The organism is Micromonospora sp. M61 (assembly GCF_018070245.1).
GTDB classification, from domain to species: Bacteria; Actinomycetota; Actinomycetes; order Mycobacteriales; family Micromonosporaceae; genus Micromonospora; species Micromonospora zamorensis.
Window position 1 is genome coordinate 1 of record NZ_JAGPYA010000008.1, and the last position, 17,549, is coordinate 17,549.

The window sequence follows — 17,549 nt, forward strand, 5'->3', positions numbered from 1 at the left end:
TAGTTGGGGTGGCGGGACTGGCGGGCTCGGTGGAGTGGAGGGGGGATGGGTGGATGGACCAGAGCAGGCGGCGCCACCAGGGGCGGGCGGAGCGCAGGTTGGCGACATAGGCCGTGGCAACTTCGGCGGCGCGGGCCGCCTGGTCGGCCGCCGCGGCGTCGGGGGCGAAGCCCACCCGATTGAGCAGCGCCGCCAGCTCGTCGACGGCCGGATCATCGCCGGTTGCGCCTTTGCCGGTAGTGCCGCTGCCGGTTGCGGTGCTCCCGGTAATGCCGCTGTGGGTTGGGCCGCCTCCGGTCGCGCCCTTGCCGGTTGGGCCTTCGCCGGTGGCGGTGCTGTCGGTCGCGTTGCCTCCGCTCGCTCTTGCTCGGGCTTCGGCGAGGGCCTGGCGGGCGTGCCGGGCCACCTCGGTGGCGGCCAGGTCGTCGCCGACCGGTCGACCGGCCAGCCGGAGCGCGTCGGTGACCTCCCGCCAGGCGCCGGCGATGCGTTGACCGGGGTCACCCTGGACGAGGCGGGTACGGGTGAGCGAGCGGCGCATCGCCAGCAGGGTGAGCAGCAGCGCCCCCACCAGCAGCAGTAGGCCACCGCTGCCGGCGCCGACGAGCACCACTGTGGACGGCCGGCCAGAGCTGGGCGGCCCGCCCGGGGCGGCCACCGGCTCCGGCGAGGCGCTCGGCTCCACAGTGGGTGCCGGCGCCTCCGACGGTGGCGGATCCTCCGGTGTCGGCCGGAAATCCTCCTCGACCGGCCGAGGTTCGCTCTTCGGACGCGGCAGCGGGTCGAACGACACCCACCCCAACCCGTCGAAGAGCACCTCGGGCCACGCGTACGCGTCACCGGCCAGCACCGGCCCCTGCCCACCGGCGCGGAAGCCCACCACCACCCGGGTCGGCAGGCCGGAGAGCCGACCGAGCACCGCGAACGCCGCCGCGAACTGCTCCGAGGTGCCCTCCTGCCCGCCGCCGTTACGCGGCCCGAAGAGGAAGAAACTCAGATTCGGGTACGCGTGCCCGCTCGGCGCGTCCGCCGCCACCCGGTAGTGCTCGGCCAGGAACTGCTCGATCGCCAAAGCCCGCGCGAACGGCGCGCCGTTCTCCTCGGCGAGTTGCGCGGCCAGCCGGCGCATCGGGTCGGGCACCCCGTCGGCGACCCGCAGCACACGGGCCACCTCATCGCCGGCGGGCACGTTGGCGGTGGCCAACAGGTTCGAGTCGGGGTGTTCCTCGGCAGAGGTCACCGCGTACCGCAGCCCCGGCGTCAGCCCCTCCGGCCGGATCAGCGTCCCGCTCGCCGGGTCGTACGCCACCCGTGCACCACTGACCTCCTGAGGCGTCGCCACGGCGGGCAGCAGCCGACCGCTCAGCTCCGCCACGGTGATCTGCTGACGGACCGTTCCCACACTGCTGTCCCGGGGTGGCGTGGCAGCCGGCAGGATCCGACCGGCGTTGCGGTACGTCGCGCCGACCCGCCAGGTCACCCCGTCGTAGTCGCTGAGCACCGCCAACCGGATCCGCACACCGCCACTGGTGTCCGCCGGCCCCGAGGAGGCGCCCGGCTCCGGCTCCGGCGAGGCGTCGTCGGACGGCGGAACCGGCGCGCCGGAGCGTTCCGTGCTCACGTCGAGGAGCTTCTGCTCCGGGTGCAGCGCCCAGCCGGAGATCCGGATCAGCGGGTTCTCGTCGAGCGTCTGCACCTGCGGCGGCTCCACGTACCGGCGCGGGTCCACCGGTCGGCCGTCGACCTGACCGGCGACGACCGGGCCGAGCACCGCGACCAACCCGACCACCAGGGCCACCCCGAGCGCCGCGCTGGTGGCCAGCCGAAGCCGCACCGCCGCGCGTACCCGGGGAGTCAGGCTGGCGGCGGGATCGTCGCCGGCCGTTGTCGTGCTGGGCGGGCTCGCCAGGCCGAGCGCCGCGACCGCGACGAACGCCACCGTCGCCCCGACCGCCGGTTCGGCGTTCGGGCCGACCGCGTAGAGGGCGGCGGCGTAGAGCCCGGCCGGCGGCAGGTAACCCAGCAGCACCCGGCCGGCGCGCAGCGCCACCTCCGCTCCGGCCAGCCCGGCCAGCCAGGCGGCGACGACGGGCACGAGCACGGTGTCCGGTGCGGGCTCCACCGGAATCATCGCGGTGAGCAGCCGCGGGATGCCGTTGCGAGCGGCGTCCGCGGTGACCTCCAACAGGCCACCAGGAAGCTCGGCGTGGTTGGCGGCCAGCCGCAGCGACCAGAGCGTCCAACCGGCCATCGCGGCCACCGACAGCGGCGCCACCAGCCAGGACGGCAGCCGCCGGGTGGCGACACTGACCAGCACCGAACCGACCGCCGCGCCGATGACCAGCCGGGTCAGCAGGTCACCCGCGTACACCCGGCCCAGCACCACCCCGGCGAGCGCGGTCAACCCGATCAGCGCCACCGGGACGGCGGCCGCCCGCAGCACCCGCACGAGGCGCGTCACCACCGGCGTACCCCGTCCCACTCGGCGGCGAACTGCGCGCCGTCCGCCGCGTCGACCACCACCAGGCCGGCCGCGCCCGGCGGCGTCGGCTCGGCCGCGCCGAAGACCCCGACCACCACCGAGGGGTACGCCCCCCGCAGCGCCCCCACGTGCCCTAACTCGCTCCGGCCACCCGGGCCGGTCAGGAAGATCAGCGTGTCGCCGAGCCGGTCCTGACGCAGACGGGTGGTGGCCGCGCGGACCGCGTCGTCGTCGCTCGACAACCCGGCGGCGGCGAGCCGGTCCAACGGCCCGAGCGCGCCGCCCCCGTCCACCTCCCCGCCGGATGTCACCGGCGGGGCCGGCTCCGCGGCGGCGAACAGCAACACCACCGGCAGGTCCGCGCGGTGCGCGGCGGTGACGATCGACGCCGCCGCCTCGCAGGCCGACTCGAACGACTCCACCACCCCACCCACCCGCTCCGGATGGGCGGTGGCGCGATTGTCCAGCAGGACGACCAGGCGGGGCAGGCTGGTGTCCACGTTCTCCCGCACCATCAGCTCACCCACCCGGGCGCTGGTCCGCCAGTGCACCCGGCGCAACTCGTCACCCACCACGTACTCCCGCAGCGAGTCGAACGTGATCGACCCGTGGGGGACCCCGTCCACCCGGCCGTCGAGGCTGCGCCCCGCGCCGGTGGGCACCGCCGACAGCGGGTGGACCCGGGGGTACACCCAGACCGGCACAGTCGCGCCGTACGGGCGGGCCAGCGCCACCAACCCCAGCGGGTCGCGTCGGGTCACCCGCAGCGGCCCGACCGGCACCACCCCACGTCGGTGTGTCGGCACGTCGTAGCGGACCTCGGTGTCCCGGCCCGGACGCAGGCGCAGCACCGGCACCGGCACGGTGCGGTCCCCGCACCGGTCCTCGGCCAGCAGGTTCGCCGACCGCAACCGGCCGGAGTTGCGCACTGTCAACGTCATGCTCGCCGGCTCTCCGCGCGCCACCCGATCCGGGTCGGCCAGGCGGGTCACCGTCAACCGGGGCCGCCAGGCCGCGACCAGTGCGGCGTAGCCGACGGCCGCGCCGGCCGCCGCGCCGAGCAACGTCAACTCGGGGTACGCGAACCGGAAACCCACCCCCAGCAGGACGACGGCGGCGACGAGCAGCCCGACCCCGCGGGCGGTGATCCCCATGCCGCTGCTGCCGGTCAGCCCTGCACCGGAGCTGGCTGCCCCGACGGCAGAGGCACCGGCACCGAGGCGACGGCCTGGCGCAGCACCTCCCCGGCGGTCACACCGCGCACCTGGGCGTCCGGCGTGAGCAGCAGCCGATGCGCGAACACCGCCTCGACGAGCGCCTTCAGGTCCTCCGGCATGATCCAGCCCCGCCCGTCGATCAGCGCGTACGAGCACGCCGCGCGGGTCAACGCGATCACACCCCGGGGACTGACCCCGACCCGCACCTGCGGGTGGGTGCGGGTCGCGGCGGCCAGCCGGACCGCGTACGCGTAGAGCGGCTCGGCGATGTGCACCCGTAGGGCCATCCGGACCATCTCCCCGACGGTGGCGGTGTCGGTGACCGGGGCGAGCGCCTCGGGGGAGCGCACCGTCGCGCCGCGCAGCACCTCGACCTCCACCGCCTCGTCCGGGTAGCCCACGGACAGCTTCACCAGGAAACGGTCCAACTGCGCCTCGGGAAGCCGGTAGGTGCCGTCCATCTCCACCGGGTTCTGGGTGGCCACCACCAGGAACGGCGACGGCACCGGGTGCCGGACCCCGTCCACGGTGACGGTGCGTTCCTCCATCACCTCCAGCAGAGCCGACTGGGTCTTCGGTGAAGCCCGGTTGATCTCGTCGGCGATGACGATGTTGGCGAAGACCGGCCCCGGATGGAACTCGAAGTCCCGGGTCGCCTGGTTGAAGATCGTCACCCCGGACACGTCCGAGGGGAGCAGGTCGGGGGTGAACTGGATGCGCCGCCACTCACCCTTCACCGTGGCGGCGATGGCCCGCGCCAGGGTCGTCTTACCGACCCCGGGCACGTCCTCCAAAAGCACGTGACCCTGCGCGAAGAGCGCGGTCAGCGCCAGCCGAACCACCTGCGGTTTGCCGAGCACCACCGCGTTGACGTTCTCGGCCAGCCGGGCGGCCAGGGCCGCGAAGCCCTGGACCTCCGGTTGGGTGAGCGGCTCGTGGGTGTTCACGGTCGGCGGTGCTCCTTGCCTGGTGGTTCAGCAGGTGGGCAGGACATTGATGTTGTCGCCGCCCTCCAGGTTGAGCCAGGCCCACGGGATGTAGTTCTTCTTCCCGTTGAAGTCGACCTGCACCCACCAGGTGCTGCGCTTGTGGTTGTTGTAGACGTAGGAGTCGACGTCCTCGCCGGACTTCTTGCAGTACGCCTTCAGCCGGGTGCCGGGCTTCGCCCAACCGGCCTGCTGGTCGTTGTCCTGCCGGGTCACCTTGAAGACCTCGTTGCCGTTGCGGCCGTCAACTTCCCTGTCGCAGTAGGTGCGCTGGTCACCGTCGGACCCGTTGTTGCAGGTCGCGATTCCGTACAGCGACGGCGTGGCCTGCGCCCGCGTCGCCGTGCCCTTACCGGCGGCGTTGGTCGCCGTCACCGTGAACGTGTAGTTGGTGCCCGGCGCCAAGCCCGGCACCGTGATGCTGGAGCACGCCCCGGCCTTCGCCGGCTCACCCGGCGTGCTCACCGAACAGGTGGCCTGACCGCCGCCGGCGTCCACTGTGAACGTCACCGTCGCCGAGGTGGCGGTCGACGACGAGCCGGTCACCGTGACGCGTGGTTCGGCGACCGTACGCGCGGTGGCGGTGGCCTCCGGGCCGGGCCCTGCCTCGTTGACCGCCTTCACCTTCACCGTCACGTTCTGGCCGTTGCCCAGCCCGGTGACGGTCGTGCGGGTGTCGGTCACCTCGCTGGCGCGCCCGCCGACATCCACCAGGTATTTCGTCACCGGCCGACCGTTGGCCTCGGCTGGCGCCCACTGCACCGTGACCGCACCCGGCTGGTTGGCAACCGTGCCGGCGCGCAGGTCGAGCGGCCGACCGGGCGCCGCGAAAGGCACCACCGTGTTGCTGACCGGCGACGCCGCCGACCCCGCGCCCTTGTCGTTGACCGCCACCACGGTGAACGCGTACTGGGTGCCGAACTCCAGCTCACCGGCCGGCACCACCAGCTCCGTCTTCGTCGCCTCGCCAGCCGGGGCGTTCGTCCCCGCCGAACTGGCCGTCACCGCGTACCTCGCGATCTTGTTGCCCTGCCCGTTCGCGGCCGGCCACTTCACCAGGACCGTGCCGTCCGGCCGCTCCTGGGCGGTGACGCTCGCCGGCGGATCAGGCACCGCGGCGGTCGGGGTCACCGGATTGCTGTTGCGCGGCGGACCGTCGCCCTTGGCGTTGACAGCGTGCACCGCGAACCGGTACGTCTCACCGTTGGTGAGGCCCTTGACCTCCACCGCACGCTGGTTGGCGCCCACCTGAAGGCGCTGGCCGGCGCCCTCCACCACGTACTTGATGATCTCGGCGCCGTTGGCGGCTGCCGGCCGCCAGCTCACCCGCGCCTGCGCGTTGCCGGCGGCGGCGGTGACGCTGCGCGGCGCGCTCGGCTTGCCCACCCGGGGCTTCTTCGGCGGGGGCGGCGGTGGGGCAACCGGAGGCGGATCGCCGCCGAGCACGTCGTTGGCGTACTTGTTGACCTCGCGCACCTGGTGCTTGTCGTCCACCACCCGGGCGGTCGCCGAGTCGGGGGAGTTGATGAACAGGTGATTTTCCCGGACCTCCAGCTCCAGCGGGCCGTTCGCCCGCCCGCCGATGGTCTCGACCAGCTGACCGCCCCCGTCGAAGGCGTAGATGGTGCCGGTCGCCTCGTCGGCGCAGTAGAACCGGTCCGCCCAGGCCACCGCCGGGCTGAGTCGGTCGCCCTCGCCCGGCACGGTGAACGCCCTCTCCTCACCACCGTCACCCACCACCAGCACCCGCCGGTCGGCGGGCATGGTGACCGGGACCCGGGAGCCACTGGTGTGCGAGGGCAGTGCCGCCGGACCGGACAGCGTCAACTGCGTCGGGTGGACCTTGCCGCTCTGCACCCGCACCAGCTTGCCGGCCGTACGGTCGAGCACCGCCACCCCGTCGTCCAGGGTGGAAACCTGTAACTCGTGGCTGGCCTCGGCGACGTCGTACGAGTCGACACGCTCCGGCCGGAGCCCGGCACCGGGTGAGGCCGCCGAGGCCGGAGCGGACGGCAGTTTGGCGGCGGTGATCGCCGAGACAGTGCCCTGGCTGGGGACCGCGATCCACAGCCGGCCCGTACCGTCGAAGGTGCCGCCGGTGATGCCCGGCGGGTAGCGCACCGGCTCACCGACCGGAGACAGCGACCGCGGGTCGAGTTGCCGAACGATGCCCTGCACGGCGTCGACGATGAACGCCGCGTCCTCGTGCAGGGCCACGCTCACGCCCAGGCCAGGGGTCGTGCGGGTGGTCGCGGTCAGTTGCAGGGTCGCCAGGTCCAGAGAGCTGACCTGCCCGGTCTGCAGGTCACGCAGGATCAGCAGCCGATCGGTCTGGGTCACCTGCATCGGGTGCTGGCGGGCGGCGGGGATCTCGGTGCGGGTCGTCCACCACCCGGGCGGTGACCCCGTTGACCCGGGCCAGCTCACTGCGCGCCGCGCTCCACAGCCAGGAACTCGCGTCGTAGTTGGCCACCGCGTTGTCCGCCGCGCCCAACCCGAGGACGGTCAGCCCCATGGCGGCCAGCAGCGCGGTCACCGTGCCGATGGTCACCAGCCCGCCGCGAAACCGGGACCGGAAGCGGGGGGCGTCGGTCCGTACGGCGTCGTCCATGCTGGCCACAGCCGGCTGCCTTCCCTGAGTCGTGGCAGGTGGCGCGCCTCGCGGCGACCCCTCCCCTGAGCCGGGTGCCATCATATGGCGCTGCTGGTGGCGGGGGAACCCGCACGGTCACCCCTGTGGATACCGAGCGTGTGCGTTGTGGACGCCCAGCTCAGCTCGTGTCAGCTCGGCGACGGCCGCCCTGAGGGCTTTCCGCTCGACGGGGTGCTGCGCTCCCGCGCCGTGCAGACCTGGCCCGAAGTCGCAAAGCTGTCAGTGGAGTAGACCGCCAACACGGTGAAGCAGTGGTCCACTCGCGAGTTCAACCCGTTGACCGTGTAGCTGGTCTTCCCCGGGTCCACGGTGGCCATCACGCCCAACGCCTGCCCGGCACGTCCGGCGGCGACCATGAACGGCACCGCGCCGCCGGACGGATCCGTCCAGGTCAGCGTGATGGTGGTCGAGTTGTCCCGAAGCTTCAGGTCCCCCGGAGGAGGACCGGCCGCCGTCGGTGCCGCCCCCGTCGGCGCCACCGCCGTCGGTGCGCTGCCCCCGGGCGGCGGGTCGTCGCGGGTCAGCACGACCGCACCCAGCCCGGCCACCGCCACGACAGCCACCCCGGCCGCGACCACCGCGCCGATCAGCGTCGCACGGTTGCGGCCCGCCGAGTCGCTCTCGTCGGCGTACGCCGGCCGGTACGCGTCCGGTCCGGGGTGGTGGTACTGCTGACCCGGGTATGGCGCCTGGAACGGCCGGTGATCCTGGATCGGGCGGTGCTCCTGCGTCGGGTACTGGTCCTGCTCCGCCTGGGTCGGCTGCTGGCCCTGGTGGTACTCCGGGGCCGGTCGCGGCGTGGTCGGCGGCGGCGCGCTGCCCCCACCCGGTGACCAGGCAGCCGGAGACGGCTCGACGGGGTGCGGCTGAAGGGCGCCTGGTGTCGGCTGGGACGTGACGGGCTGGGCCGAACCGGCGAAATCCCTGGCCGGACCACTGCCGGGCGCGACGGCCGGGAGGACCTCGGTCTGGTCGGACGCCGCGGCCCGGGCCCGCTGCGTCGGCACCATTGCGGCATCGAGGATGTCCGGCCCGAACTCACCGCCGTCCGCGCCGGTGCGCTCCGCGTCGGTCGGGTGCGGCCCAGCGTCGCCGGCGTCGGCAGTTGGCGGTGGGCCGGTGCGGCTCCACGGTGGCGCGGTCAACCCCCAGGGCGGTGCGGGTGGTGCGCTGACCGGCGGCGCGGAGACGGGTGGCGCGCTCAGCGGGCGCGCGAGGAAGGGCGGCGCGCTCATCGGCGGCGCGGAGATCTGCTGGCCGAACGCGGGTGGTGCGGACACGGGGTAGGTGTGCCCAGGTGGCCCGGATACCGGGTGCGCCGGGGGTCCGGAGACCGGGTGGGCCGGTGGCGCCGAGACGGCGTGCCCGGGTGGCCCGGAAACCGGGTGGGCCGGTGCGGAGACGGGGTGGCTCGGTGGTCCGGAGACCGGGTGGGTCGGCGGTCCCGAAACCGGGTGGGGGAGGGCCGGTGGTGCGGACACTGGCCGCGGAGCAATGGGCGGCGCGCTGATCGGGTGGGCTGGTGCTCCACTGACCGGCTGGGTTGGCCCTGGGTGACTCCTGCTCGGGGATTGGCTGCTCAGAATCTGGGCAGCGGATGCGTCGACCGGTGCGCTCGCCCCGGTGGCCCTGACTCCCGTTCGGGCAGCCTCCTCGGCGAGTAGCGGTTCGATCTGCCGTACCTGGATCGTCGGGTCGTCCCAGCGGGGCGCCGGCAGCCCGGATGCTGGCGTCGGGGAGGCCGGGGTCGGGGCGGTTGCGCGCGATGGCCGGTGGGAAGCGTCGACCGCCGGGTCGTCGCCGACCCGTTGACGGGGCGCTGTGGCGGGCCCGGACGGTGATCGGTGTGGTGGCCGCTGACCGGACGACGGGATCGGATGGCTCTCGGCCCTCGGCCGCGGTGGCTGGCTCTCGACCCTTTGCCCGGGTGGCTGGCTTACCGCCCTCGGCCCTGGCTGGGTGTCGACCGCTGGCAGGGACGGCCCCGGTGGCTGCTGGTCGAGGACTCGGCGGGGCGCCACCGTGGGGACCGCGGTTTCGGACGGCTGCTGGTCCGTGGGCCGAAGCGCCGGCCCTGGCGCGGCAGGCGCCGTCGGGGCGGTGCGTGGACCGGGCTGCGCCCGCGCGATCGAGGAGGGTGCGGACTGCACCCGAGAAACCTGAGGCGACGCTGTGGCGGCGTTACTGGGCGGGGTGGGTGCGGCGGGTGCTCGTACCCCTGAAGGGGTTGCGGCCGGCGGAGCCCAGGGTGAGCTGGTGGCGGCCTGGCCACCAGCGGAGGGTCGCATCGCGGCCAGGGTCGCCAGCGACAGCGTCGGCCCGGACAGCGCCGAGTGGGGGCCGGCGTCGGCCGCCGTGCCGACCGGCTCCGCGATGGGCGTCGGCGGTGGCCCGGGCTGCTCGGTCGGCGCCGAGGCGGGTGGGGCGAGGTAGGCGCGGGCGGCGCGTACCACCGGGTGGTGCTCCCCGAGCACGGCGGGCCCGGCGGTGGCGACGCGGGTGTAGTTGCGGCGGGCCTCGTGCCGGTTGCCGAGCTCTTCGGCTACCTCGGCGAGCTCGAAAGCGAGCGCGAGCAGCACCGGGTCGGAGTGCTCCCACCGCCGCTCGCCCGCGGCGAACGCCTCCTCCAACACCCGGCGGGAAGCGAGCGGATCGTCCGCCTCGCGGTGCAGCCGTGCCAGCAGGTGCGCGGTGTGCAGCACCTCCGGGTGATCATCGGTGTACGGAGGGGGAGGGGAGCCGACAGCCTCCGCGAGCAGCTGCCGGGCGGCGCTGAGGTCGCCGGCAGCGCGCAGGGCGAGGGCCCGGTGCTGGGCGGCTGCCAGAGGGGAGGGATGGGACACACGGCAATGCTGCCGTCAGAGGGCCACCGAACGCCACCCGGACACGCCTGGGCGCCGTGTCCGTGAGGCGTTTCAGGCGGCCTGAACAGGGGCGGAAGCGTCGGAACGGAGGCGCCGGAAGGCGATGTGCATGATCCACGAGCGGCGTGTACAGTAACTCCCCGTGCGGCCCGCCGTGCCGACTACCGATGGAAAGATCATCTGGTCGGCGAGGTAGGCTCAACGTGTAGGTCCGGGTGGCGGAATGGCAGACGCGCTAGCTTGAGGTGCTAGTGCCCGTATAGGGCGTGGGGGTTCAAGTCCCCCCTCGGACACGAACCATAACCCCACGGTGCGCGCTGAGATCCACTGCAGCGCGCACCGTTTGCGTTTCGGTCTGGTAGGTGAGTCGGAGTCCGAGTTGCCGGTAGACCTCGGCTTTGTCGTCGGGGTCGGCGTCGCGCAGCACGGCGACGATGTCGCCGAGCGCTCGGACTAGGTCGGCGATCTGGGAGTGGCTCATCCGGCGTGGCTCTGTCCGTTGGGTCGTTTGAAGATCAGCTTCGGCTCGTGTCCGTTCGGCCTGGGTTTGGGTGATCCAACCGGTGACTAGTGCGGGATCTGCGCCGGCGTCGAGGGCGGCCCGGTACTGGGCGAGCTTTGCGTCACAAGCCGCGATCGTGGCCTGTGCTGCGGCCGTATGTGGCCTCAGTTGATCCGTTGGCTGGGCGTCGCACATGGCGGTGATCGTTTGGTCGAGGTGGTCCGGGGTGAACGCGGATGCCAGCCACTCGTCGAGCGGGTCGGTGAGGGCGTCCTCGCGCAGGTAGACGTTGCGGGGGTGTTCGACCTCGTTGGCCAGGGCGTATTCCTGAGGGAAGCGGCAGCGGTAGTAGGCGGCGCCGTGGTTGTACTGGCCTTGCATGCGTCGCTGACAGACGGCGCAGTAGATCATCCCCCGGAAGACGTAGGGGTTGCGGGCGCGGCGTTGGCGCTCCTGACGGTCGACGGCTTTTGCGCGACGGGTGAGTAGGGCTTGCGCTTGCTCGAAGGTCTCGTCGTCGATCAGGGGTGGGTGGGTGATCTCTTTCGAGACCACCCATTTGTCACGGGTGTTCCAGCGCATGACGCCGGTGTGACCCAGTGCGACGTCGTCGACGTCGAGGAGGACTTCGTCGGTGCGTTGCTTGTTCCACACCTGCCGGCCGGTGTAGCGGGGGTTGGTGAGGATGACGCGGATGGCGCTTTTGGACCAGGCGATGCCGCTGCGGTGTCTGTTGCGGGCCCGGTCGTGTGCCGAGGGGCAGGGCACCTGGTTGGCGGTGAGTCCTTCGGCGATGGCGAATAGTCCGTAGCCGGCGAGGAATTCGTCGAAGATCCGGCGGACGATGGGGGAGGTCTGGGCATCCGGGGTGAGCCCGCGGAGGTGTTTGCCGTCGGCGGCCTTCGCGGGGTTGGGGTGAGGGCCGAGATCACGCAGGGTGTAGCCGTATGGCGGGCGTCCGCCGAGGTATCGGCCTTCCAGGAGTGTCTGGGCGGCCATGGCGGTGCGGACGCGCAGCTTGATGCGGTTGCGTTCGCCTTTGCTCATGCCGCCGAAGACGGACATGACAAGTTCGTGTGCCTCGTTGTCGGGGTCGATGGGGCCGCCGATCTCGGGTACCCAGAGTTCGACGCCATAGTGCGCGAAGAGTGGCACCGTGAGACCAAACTGGTTGCCGTAGAAGGCCCGGTGGGGTTCCCCCACAACGACGGCGGAGAAGCCGCGACGGGGGTTACGTAGCGCAGAGAGAAGAGTGTTGGCCTGGGTTCGGCGTTGCCAGGGCAGCGCGCGGCTCTGGCCCACGTCGAAGTACTCGGTGACGATGCGGCCGCCGTGGGGTTGGATGAGTGCTGTCGCTCGGGTGAGTTGCCACCCTCGCGACGATTCCGGGTCTTGGTTGTCTTCGGTGGAGACGCGGCCATAGAAGGCGAAGGGCTTTGGTTGGGGGGAGGTCATCTGTTCTCCTGCGTTGAGTGCTCGGTGTGGCGGTCGTTGAGGTGTGTGAGCAGCTTTAGTAAGGCGGCAGCCGCCTGAGGGTTTAGATCGGGTGGTTGGTCTGGAGTCACCACACTGCTAACCCCCGTGGTGGTGCCGCCGTCGACGTTGTCGACCGTCCATGAAGGGCTGTCGTCGTTAGGTCGGTCAAGTTGCCTGCCTGGCGCGGATCGTGGCCTCGGGCGTGATGGCCGTTTGTGCGGGTCGCTGGATGGCTGCGTCATGCGCCTCCGTCCGGCGGTCGACCTGCAAGCCGACCTTCTTGCGTTGCCCGCGTCGCGACTTTGGTTACTCGCATCCGAGGCTCGGCCGCGGGGTGGGCGGTGGCAGCACCGGTGCCGTTGCGAGGCGGTTCCGAGGCGTGGTGCCTTGATGCGTGGCTGGTTGGCGCCGTAGCGGTTGGGTGGGTTGTCATGGGTGAGTTCCTCCGGGAGCTGGTTGGCGTCAGGGCATAGAGAAGCGGCCGATGCCGTGAGGCATCGGCCGCTGGTTAAGCAGGGCGTGCGCTAGTACTCCAGTGACACTTCGTGATCTATGTCGCTGAGGGTGAGTCGTCGCTGGTAGTGGGCTTGTCGGGCGACGGCTTTGTGGATGCGGCGCCAGGCTGACCAGTGCAGAGCGTGCTCGATGTTCGGGGCTGGCGTGAACATGAGCGTGTTGAGTGGGCGGCGGATCTCGGGCAGAGTCAGCCGGATCGGGGTGCCAGATCGGGCTGACCGGGTCGGGTCGGCGGGTTCCGCCGGCTGGGTGCCGGCGCAGATGGCGAGGATGGCCAGGGCGAGCATCGCGAGGGCGGTGAAGCGGTGCCAGCCGGTCCAGCCGCGGACCTGATAGTGGTCCAGGCCGGTTTCGTTCTTGGCGCACTGGAAACATTCCTCGACCGCCCATTGGCTGCCGGCGACCCGGATCAGTGTTGCGAGGGCACCCGGCGTGGTGACCAGCACAGGTAGAACGCGAGCTCGCCGGTGTGCGGGTGCCGGCGGACGAGCAGATACTCGTTGCCGCCGGTGCCGATCACGACCTGCGCCCAGTCGTAGTCGCGGGGACCTTTCGCGCCGACGCCAGCCGACATGCGCTGCCAGCAGCCGGCGGTGAGTCGGGCGGCGACCTCATCGGCGCGCAGCCGTGTGCGGCCGTCGTTGACGGCAACGCGCCGGTTGCAGGCGATCGCCAGGACATAGCCCAGGCCATGCGCGCGGACGTCAGCGCGCAGGTCCGGGTCGGCGCCATAGACCTCGTCACCGGTGACCCAGCCGGCAGGGATCCCGGCTCGAACCGCGGCGTCAATCATGTCCAGGGCCAGACGGGGTTTGGTCGCGAACCCGATGTCGTCGGGCACGTCTGCGGCCGTGCGCCGAGACGTGTCGGCGCACCATGTGTGTTCGGGCAGGTAGAGCCGCCGGTCCAGCAGCACCTGGCCGCCAGCACCGGCGTAGGCGAGGAACACCGCGACCTGGCTGTTCTCGATACGTCCGGCGGTGCCGGTGTACTGCCGTTGCACCCCGACGGAGGCGGCGCCCTGCTTGACGAAGCCGGTCTCGTCCGGGGTCAACACGCCGTGCGGATCACCGAGCCGCTCAACCAGCAGCGTCTGCACATCGGCGAGGACCTGCTCGGCGTCCCAGACGGCAGTGCGCAGTAGCCGTTGCAACGGCGCCGGCTCGCGGTACCCAGCCTGCTCCGCCAACTGCCAGCAGGTCTTACGTTCGGCCTGTGACAACAAGCCCGCCACGAACGCTCGCGCGGCCAGCCGTGGTTCAGGTCGGGTGAACCGGCCGGCGATGCGCTGCAGCCACCGCCACGACAAGATCGCGAAGTGTCACTGGATTACTAGCAAGAGCGCCGCGACGACCCGGCCGCAATGGCCGAGCAGCGCAAGGTGTGGAAGCAGATGAGCAAGAAGCCGGAAGGGCTGACCGGCACGTCAGATCTCGGCGGGTGGGTGCTCACCTCGGCTCAACAGCGGGGCTAGCAGTTGGGCACCGGCCAAACTGCCCGCGAGCAGGGCCTTCTCGGGTACGCCCCGAGCCGCGAACGCCGCCCGCAACTTGGCGACCAGCGTGGAGAACTCCAGCGCCCGGTGCGGGGCACAGATCTCCTCGGCCGTGGCATCCGGCACACCCCAGCCGAGCAGGGCGGCCCGGGCATCACCGGCCAGGCCCGCGCGGGTGCCGGCGGCCAGCGAGAACGGGGAGATCTCGTCGATGCCGACGAGCACCGCAGCATGATCCTCCCTGGTACGGCACTGGAACCGGTCCAGGATCGAGACGGTCTGTAGGTTCTGCAGCGGCAGCGGCGTGCTGACCTGCGGCTGTGCGTGAAACCAGGCCAGGTCGAACGGACGCCCTGAGGCCGAGAAGTCGGCGGCGTCACGGGTGGCTCGCAGCAGGTCGGCCTGGAACGGCTCGGCGAATCGGCGGACCTGGTCGCTGAACTCGTCCAGGAGCCGGGCGGCCCGGGCTGGAGCGGGCGGGTGGCTGCGCCCGCGCCGGATGAACAATCCCTGTTCGGTCACGTGGATCGCCAGCATCCCGATCAGCGCGCCCAGCGCGGCACCGGTCTCGGGAAGGTCGATGCCGGTGCCGGCCGGTATCCGGGCGGCGTCGCGCCGGCCGACGTGGACGGCCGCCCGGTAGCCGAGCAGATCCGCTTCAAACTCCTGCTGCTCGCTCAGCGGGCACGCGGACAGGTCGTCGGCGGGCGGGGAGTCGCTGGTGGCGGGACGGTGGTCGAGCACATGGTGGGCGATCTCGTGACCCAGCACGAACGTCACGGCCTGGGCGGTGAGCCAGACGCCGAGCGGCTCGGCCGATGACGTCAGGCGGTGACGCAGCTTGGCGGCGAGTGCGTGAATCCGCTGGTTGACCAGGTAGTACCGCAGCAGACCGCCGAGCAGGGCCGGGTCAGCTCCCAACCGCTGGTGATCGCGGACAGACCGCGCCACCCGCCACAGGTCGCGCAGGCGGCCTCCCGAATAGAGGCCGGTCAGGCCCTCGGCCGCGCAGCCGGCGTAGAGCCCGCAGAGGGTTAACGTCGCGTCGGAGAAGTAGACGAGCGCGGAGCCGTCGGCCAGCTGCCGCAGGCGAGCCGCCACACTCTCCTGTTTGAGGGTGACCACGAAGACCCGGGCGAGCCGCTCGGGTCGGTCGGTCAGGTCGGCCATGGCGGCCATCACCTCGGCGATCAGCTCGGCCATCAGCCCGTCGACCGGGTTGGCGTGCCGGGCGCTCCACTCGCTCTGCCGCCAGCCGCGGGTGTTCTCGTCGAGCTGGGAGAGGTCGTCGGCCGCGTCCAGCTCGGTCAGCCGCTGGATCATTTCCTCCAGCTGATCCTCACGGTCGCTCCTGATCCTGGTGGCCAGGATCTCGGCCATGGACCGGGCGCCCGGGCCGGTACTCATCTGGGCTGAGGCGCGTTGCGGCAGAACTCGCCGAGGCCGACCCGGGCGATCAGTACGGCGACCAGGCCGATCGCCGGCAGCGACGCGTCATCGAGCAGCCGCAGTGTCTCGGCCACGGTGATCGCGTCGACGAGCCGGTCGGAGCCGGTCGTGCCGAGCAACGGCTGGATCCGCTCGTCGTGGCAGACCTTGCGCTGCAGCTCCCGGTGCTTGTTACTGAACCACTCCTTGCCGAAGCGCCGATGGCTCTCGTCGTCCTCCGGTGACAGGCCGACGCCCTCACCGAGAAGCTCGGCGCCCAGCAGGGCGTACAACTCGTCGTCGGTCTTGGTCCAGTACTGCTCTACCGTCATCGGTCGCCTTTCGTGGGGGTGATCGTCACTACGATGCTGTCGCACCGCCGATGGGCGGCGTCAGGGAGCGGAACCGCTGGATCTCGTGGGAATGACCTTCGCGTCGACCTCGCCCGGACCGGACGCCCAGTTGGATGTAAGGCGACACGCCGTCCAGGCTGACCCGCAGCGAGATGGCGGTCGCGCCGGTCAGGGCGACGTCCGTCCGGGCGGCCAGGCAAGCTTCGACGATTGTCGACGCGGCGGCGTCGGCCACGGCGGCGCCCGCCGACTCGACGCGAACCCGGCTGGACGCACTCCGGGGGCGGCCGCCGCGGCCTCGACGTACAGATTGCCCTTGTACTGGGCGATCGTCTTCTCGGCCTGGGCCGACGTGCTCTCCAGCACGCCGGCGAAGAGTCCTGCGGCCTCGGCCGAGGCGAGTTCAGTGATCGGTGGCAGCTCCTGGAGCTTGGCCGCCAGATCCTGGCCGACACCGGGGACCATCGCCGTCCAGGCCGGGGTCCAGACGCGGACCAGCCAGTCGAGCGCCACGAAGGCGCGCTGTGCCTCGGCGTCCGCCGAGGCGTCGACCGGGCTTTCGAGCACGGACCGAATCTGCGACCGGTGCTCGTCCGGCAGCGCTTTCTCCAGCCCGGCCGTCAGAACGTTCAGAAGTACCGAGGCCGACTCGGGCCGGCGGGGTGCGAGTGGTGGTGTGAGCGGGCAGTTGGTCGGTTGAGCGTTTCGCTTTCTGAAGAACGACACTTCTGCCTCCTAGGTCCAGCGCCGGGGATCGTACGCACCCGATCCATCGTGGAACTGTCGGATTGCTGACGCTCGCGGCGATCTCGACCGGGACGTGGGAGGACTCGACTCGGTGGCACGGCAAGAGCAACCATACGGGGGAGGCGGCGGTCGACGATCGACATGCGCCGATATCAGCCCGATCTGGCACCCCGATCCGGCTGACTCTGCCCGAGATCCGCCGCCCACTCAACACGCTCATGTTCACGCCAGCCCCGAACATCGAGCACGCTCTGCACTGGTCAGCCTGGCGCCGCATCCACAAAGCCGTCGCCCGACAAGCCCACTACCAGCGACGACTCACCCTCTCAGCGACATAGATCGCGAAGTGTCACTGGAGTGCTAGGCGTGCATGGCTATCGAGTAGGTGAACTTGCGGGATGTGCCGAGCGCTGCGGTGCTGGCGTGCGTCACCGTGCTTCGGCACCAACGAGCAGTGCTCCGAGAGCGCTTCGTTCACACCGAAGAGGTCGCTGGTTCGATACCAGCATCGCCCACTCTCAGTTTGTGCAGGTCAGAAGCCCGTTGCCGAACGATTCGGTAACGGGCTTCGTCGTATGTGCTGCTTACATTGGGAGCAGATTGGGAGCAGCGGCACGTAGCCGGTTGTGCAGCGGTTGCCGCGATGACCAGGCGGGCAGGCGTGGCGCTGGCACTCCTCGGGCTGGTGGATGAGATCAGGGGCTTCTGGGGTTTCCCGCAGCGGGCGCCATTTGGGGTGGGCGGGTGGTGGCGCTGCGACGTTGCTGCTGGTTCCCTGGCGGGGCCGCAACGGCGTTCAGGGCCCGCCCGAGCGGAACGTGCTGATGTTG

Annotated in this window: 9 protein-coding genes, 1 tRNA gene and 2 pseudogenes; 2 read left to right on the forward strand and 10 right to left on the reverse strand. The window is 71.5% G+C overall.

The annotated features are described in order from the left end of the window. The 5 genes and pseudogenes from KBX34_RS06800 to KBX34_RS34380 all read right to left on the reverse strand — a co-directional run. Nucleotides 1-2,464, reverse strand: a 2,464-nt coding sequence (locus tag KBX34_RS06800) for a transglutaminaseTgpA domain-containing protein (RefSeq protein ID WP_307871339.1), incomplete at its 3' end; no start/stop codon positions are given. Beyond that, the gene (locus tag KBX34_RS06805; protein ID WP_210923829.1) at nucleotides 2,458-3,636 is read right to left on the reverse strand and encodes a DUF58 domain-containing protein; all 1,179 of its coding nucleotides are present in this window, start codon (nucleotides 3,634-3,636) and stop codon (nucleotides 2,458-2,460) included. The genes KBX34_RS06800 and KBX34_RS06805, both read right to left, overlap by 7 nt. Nucleotides 3,637-3,650: 14 nt before the next feature. Next, nucleotides 3,651-4,646: a MoxR family ATPase gene (locus tag KBX34_RS06810; protein ID WP_141910326.1), complete on the reverse strand. Its 996-nt coding sequence runs from the start codon at nucleotides 4,644-4,646 to the stop codon at nucleotides 3,651-3,653. 27 nt (nucleotides 4,647-4,673) lie between these two features. Further along, nucleotides 4,674-7,305, reverse strand: a pseudogene (locus tag KBX34_RS06815) (fibronectin type III domain-containing protein). A gap of 161 nt (nucleotides 7,306-7,466) precedes the next feature. After that, on the reverse strand, nucleotides 7,467-8,618 hold the full coding sequence (locus KBX34_RS34380) for a fibronectin type III domain-containing protein (protein WP_210923830.1): 1,152 nt from the start codon (nucleotides 8,616-8,618) through the stop codon (nucleotides 7,467-7,469). Between the two features lie 892 nt (nucleotides 8,619-9,510). On the opposite strand from KBX34_RS34380, the gene KBX34_RS06825 reads away from it, so the two are divergent. Then, nucleotides 9,511-9,771 (forward strand): hypothetical protein, encoded by a 261-nt coding sequence (locus tag KBX34_RS06825; RefSeq protein ID WP_210795778.1) that lies wholly within the window; start codon nucleotides 9,511-9,513, stop codon nucleotides 9,769-9,771. A gap of 640 nt (nucleotides 9,772-10,411) precedes the next feature. Beyond that, nucleotides 10,412-10,495: transfer RNA gene (locus KBX34_RS06830), tRNA-Leu, on the forward strand. Here the strand turns inward: KBX34_RS06830 and KBX34_RS06835 are convergent. The 5 genes and pseudogenes from KBX34_RS06835 to KBX34_RS06855 all read right to left on the reverse strand — a co-directional run bounded on the left by KBX34_RS06835 (nucleotide 10,477) and on the right by KBX34_RS06855 (nucleotide 16,539). After that, complete coding sequence (locus KBX34_RS06835) at nucleotides 10,477-12,159, reverse strand: recombinase family protein (protein ID WP_210923832.1); 1,683 nt, start codon at nucleotides 12,157-12,159, stop codon at nucleotides 10,477-10,479. The two genes, KBX34_RS06830 and KBX34_RS06835, sit on opposite strands and share 19 nt — an antisense overlap. A 545-nt stretch (nucleotides 12,160-12,704) precedes the next feature. Further along, nucleotides 12,705-14,008, reverse strand: a pseudogene (locus KBX34_RS06840) (IS701 family transposase). A gap of 114 nt (nucleotides 14,009-14,122) precedes the next feature. Beyond that, nucleotides 14,123-15,598, reverse strand: coding sequence for a hypothetical protein (locus KBX34_RS06845; protein WP_210923834.1), 1,476 nt, complete (start codon nucleotides 15,596-15,598; stop codon nucleotides 14,123-14,125). Then, nucleotides 15,595-15,951 (reverse strand): hypothetical protein, encoded by a 357-nt coding sequence (locus KBX34_RS06850; protein WP_109817739.1) that lies wholly within the window; start codon nucleotides 15,949-15,951, stop codon nucleotides 15,595-15,597. Before KBX34_RS06850 ends, KBX34_RS06845 begins: the two co-directional genes overlap by 4 nt. Nucleotides 15,952-16,140: 189 nt before the next feature. Then, nucleotides 16,141-16,539: a hypothetical protein gene (locus tag KBX34_RS06855; protein WP_210923836.1), complete on the reverse strand. Its 399-nt coding sequence runs from the start codon at nucleotides 16,537-16,539 to the stop codon at nucleotides 16,141-16,143. Nucleotides 16,540-17,549: the final 1,010 nt, after the last annotated feature.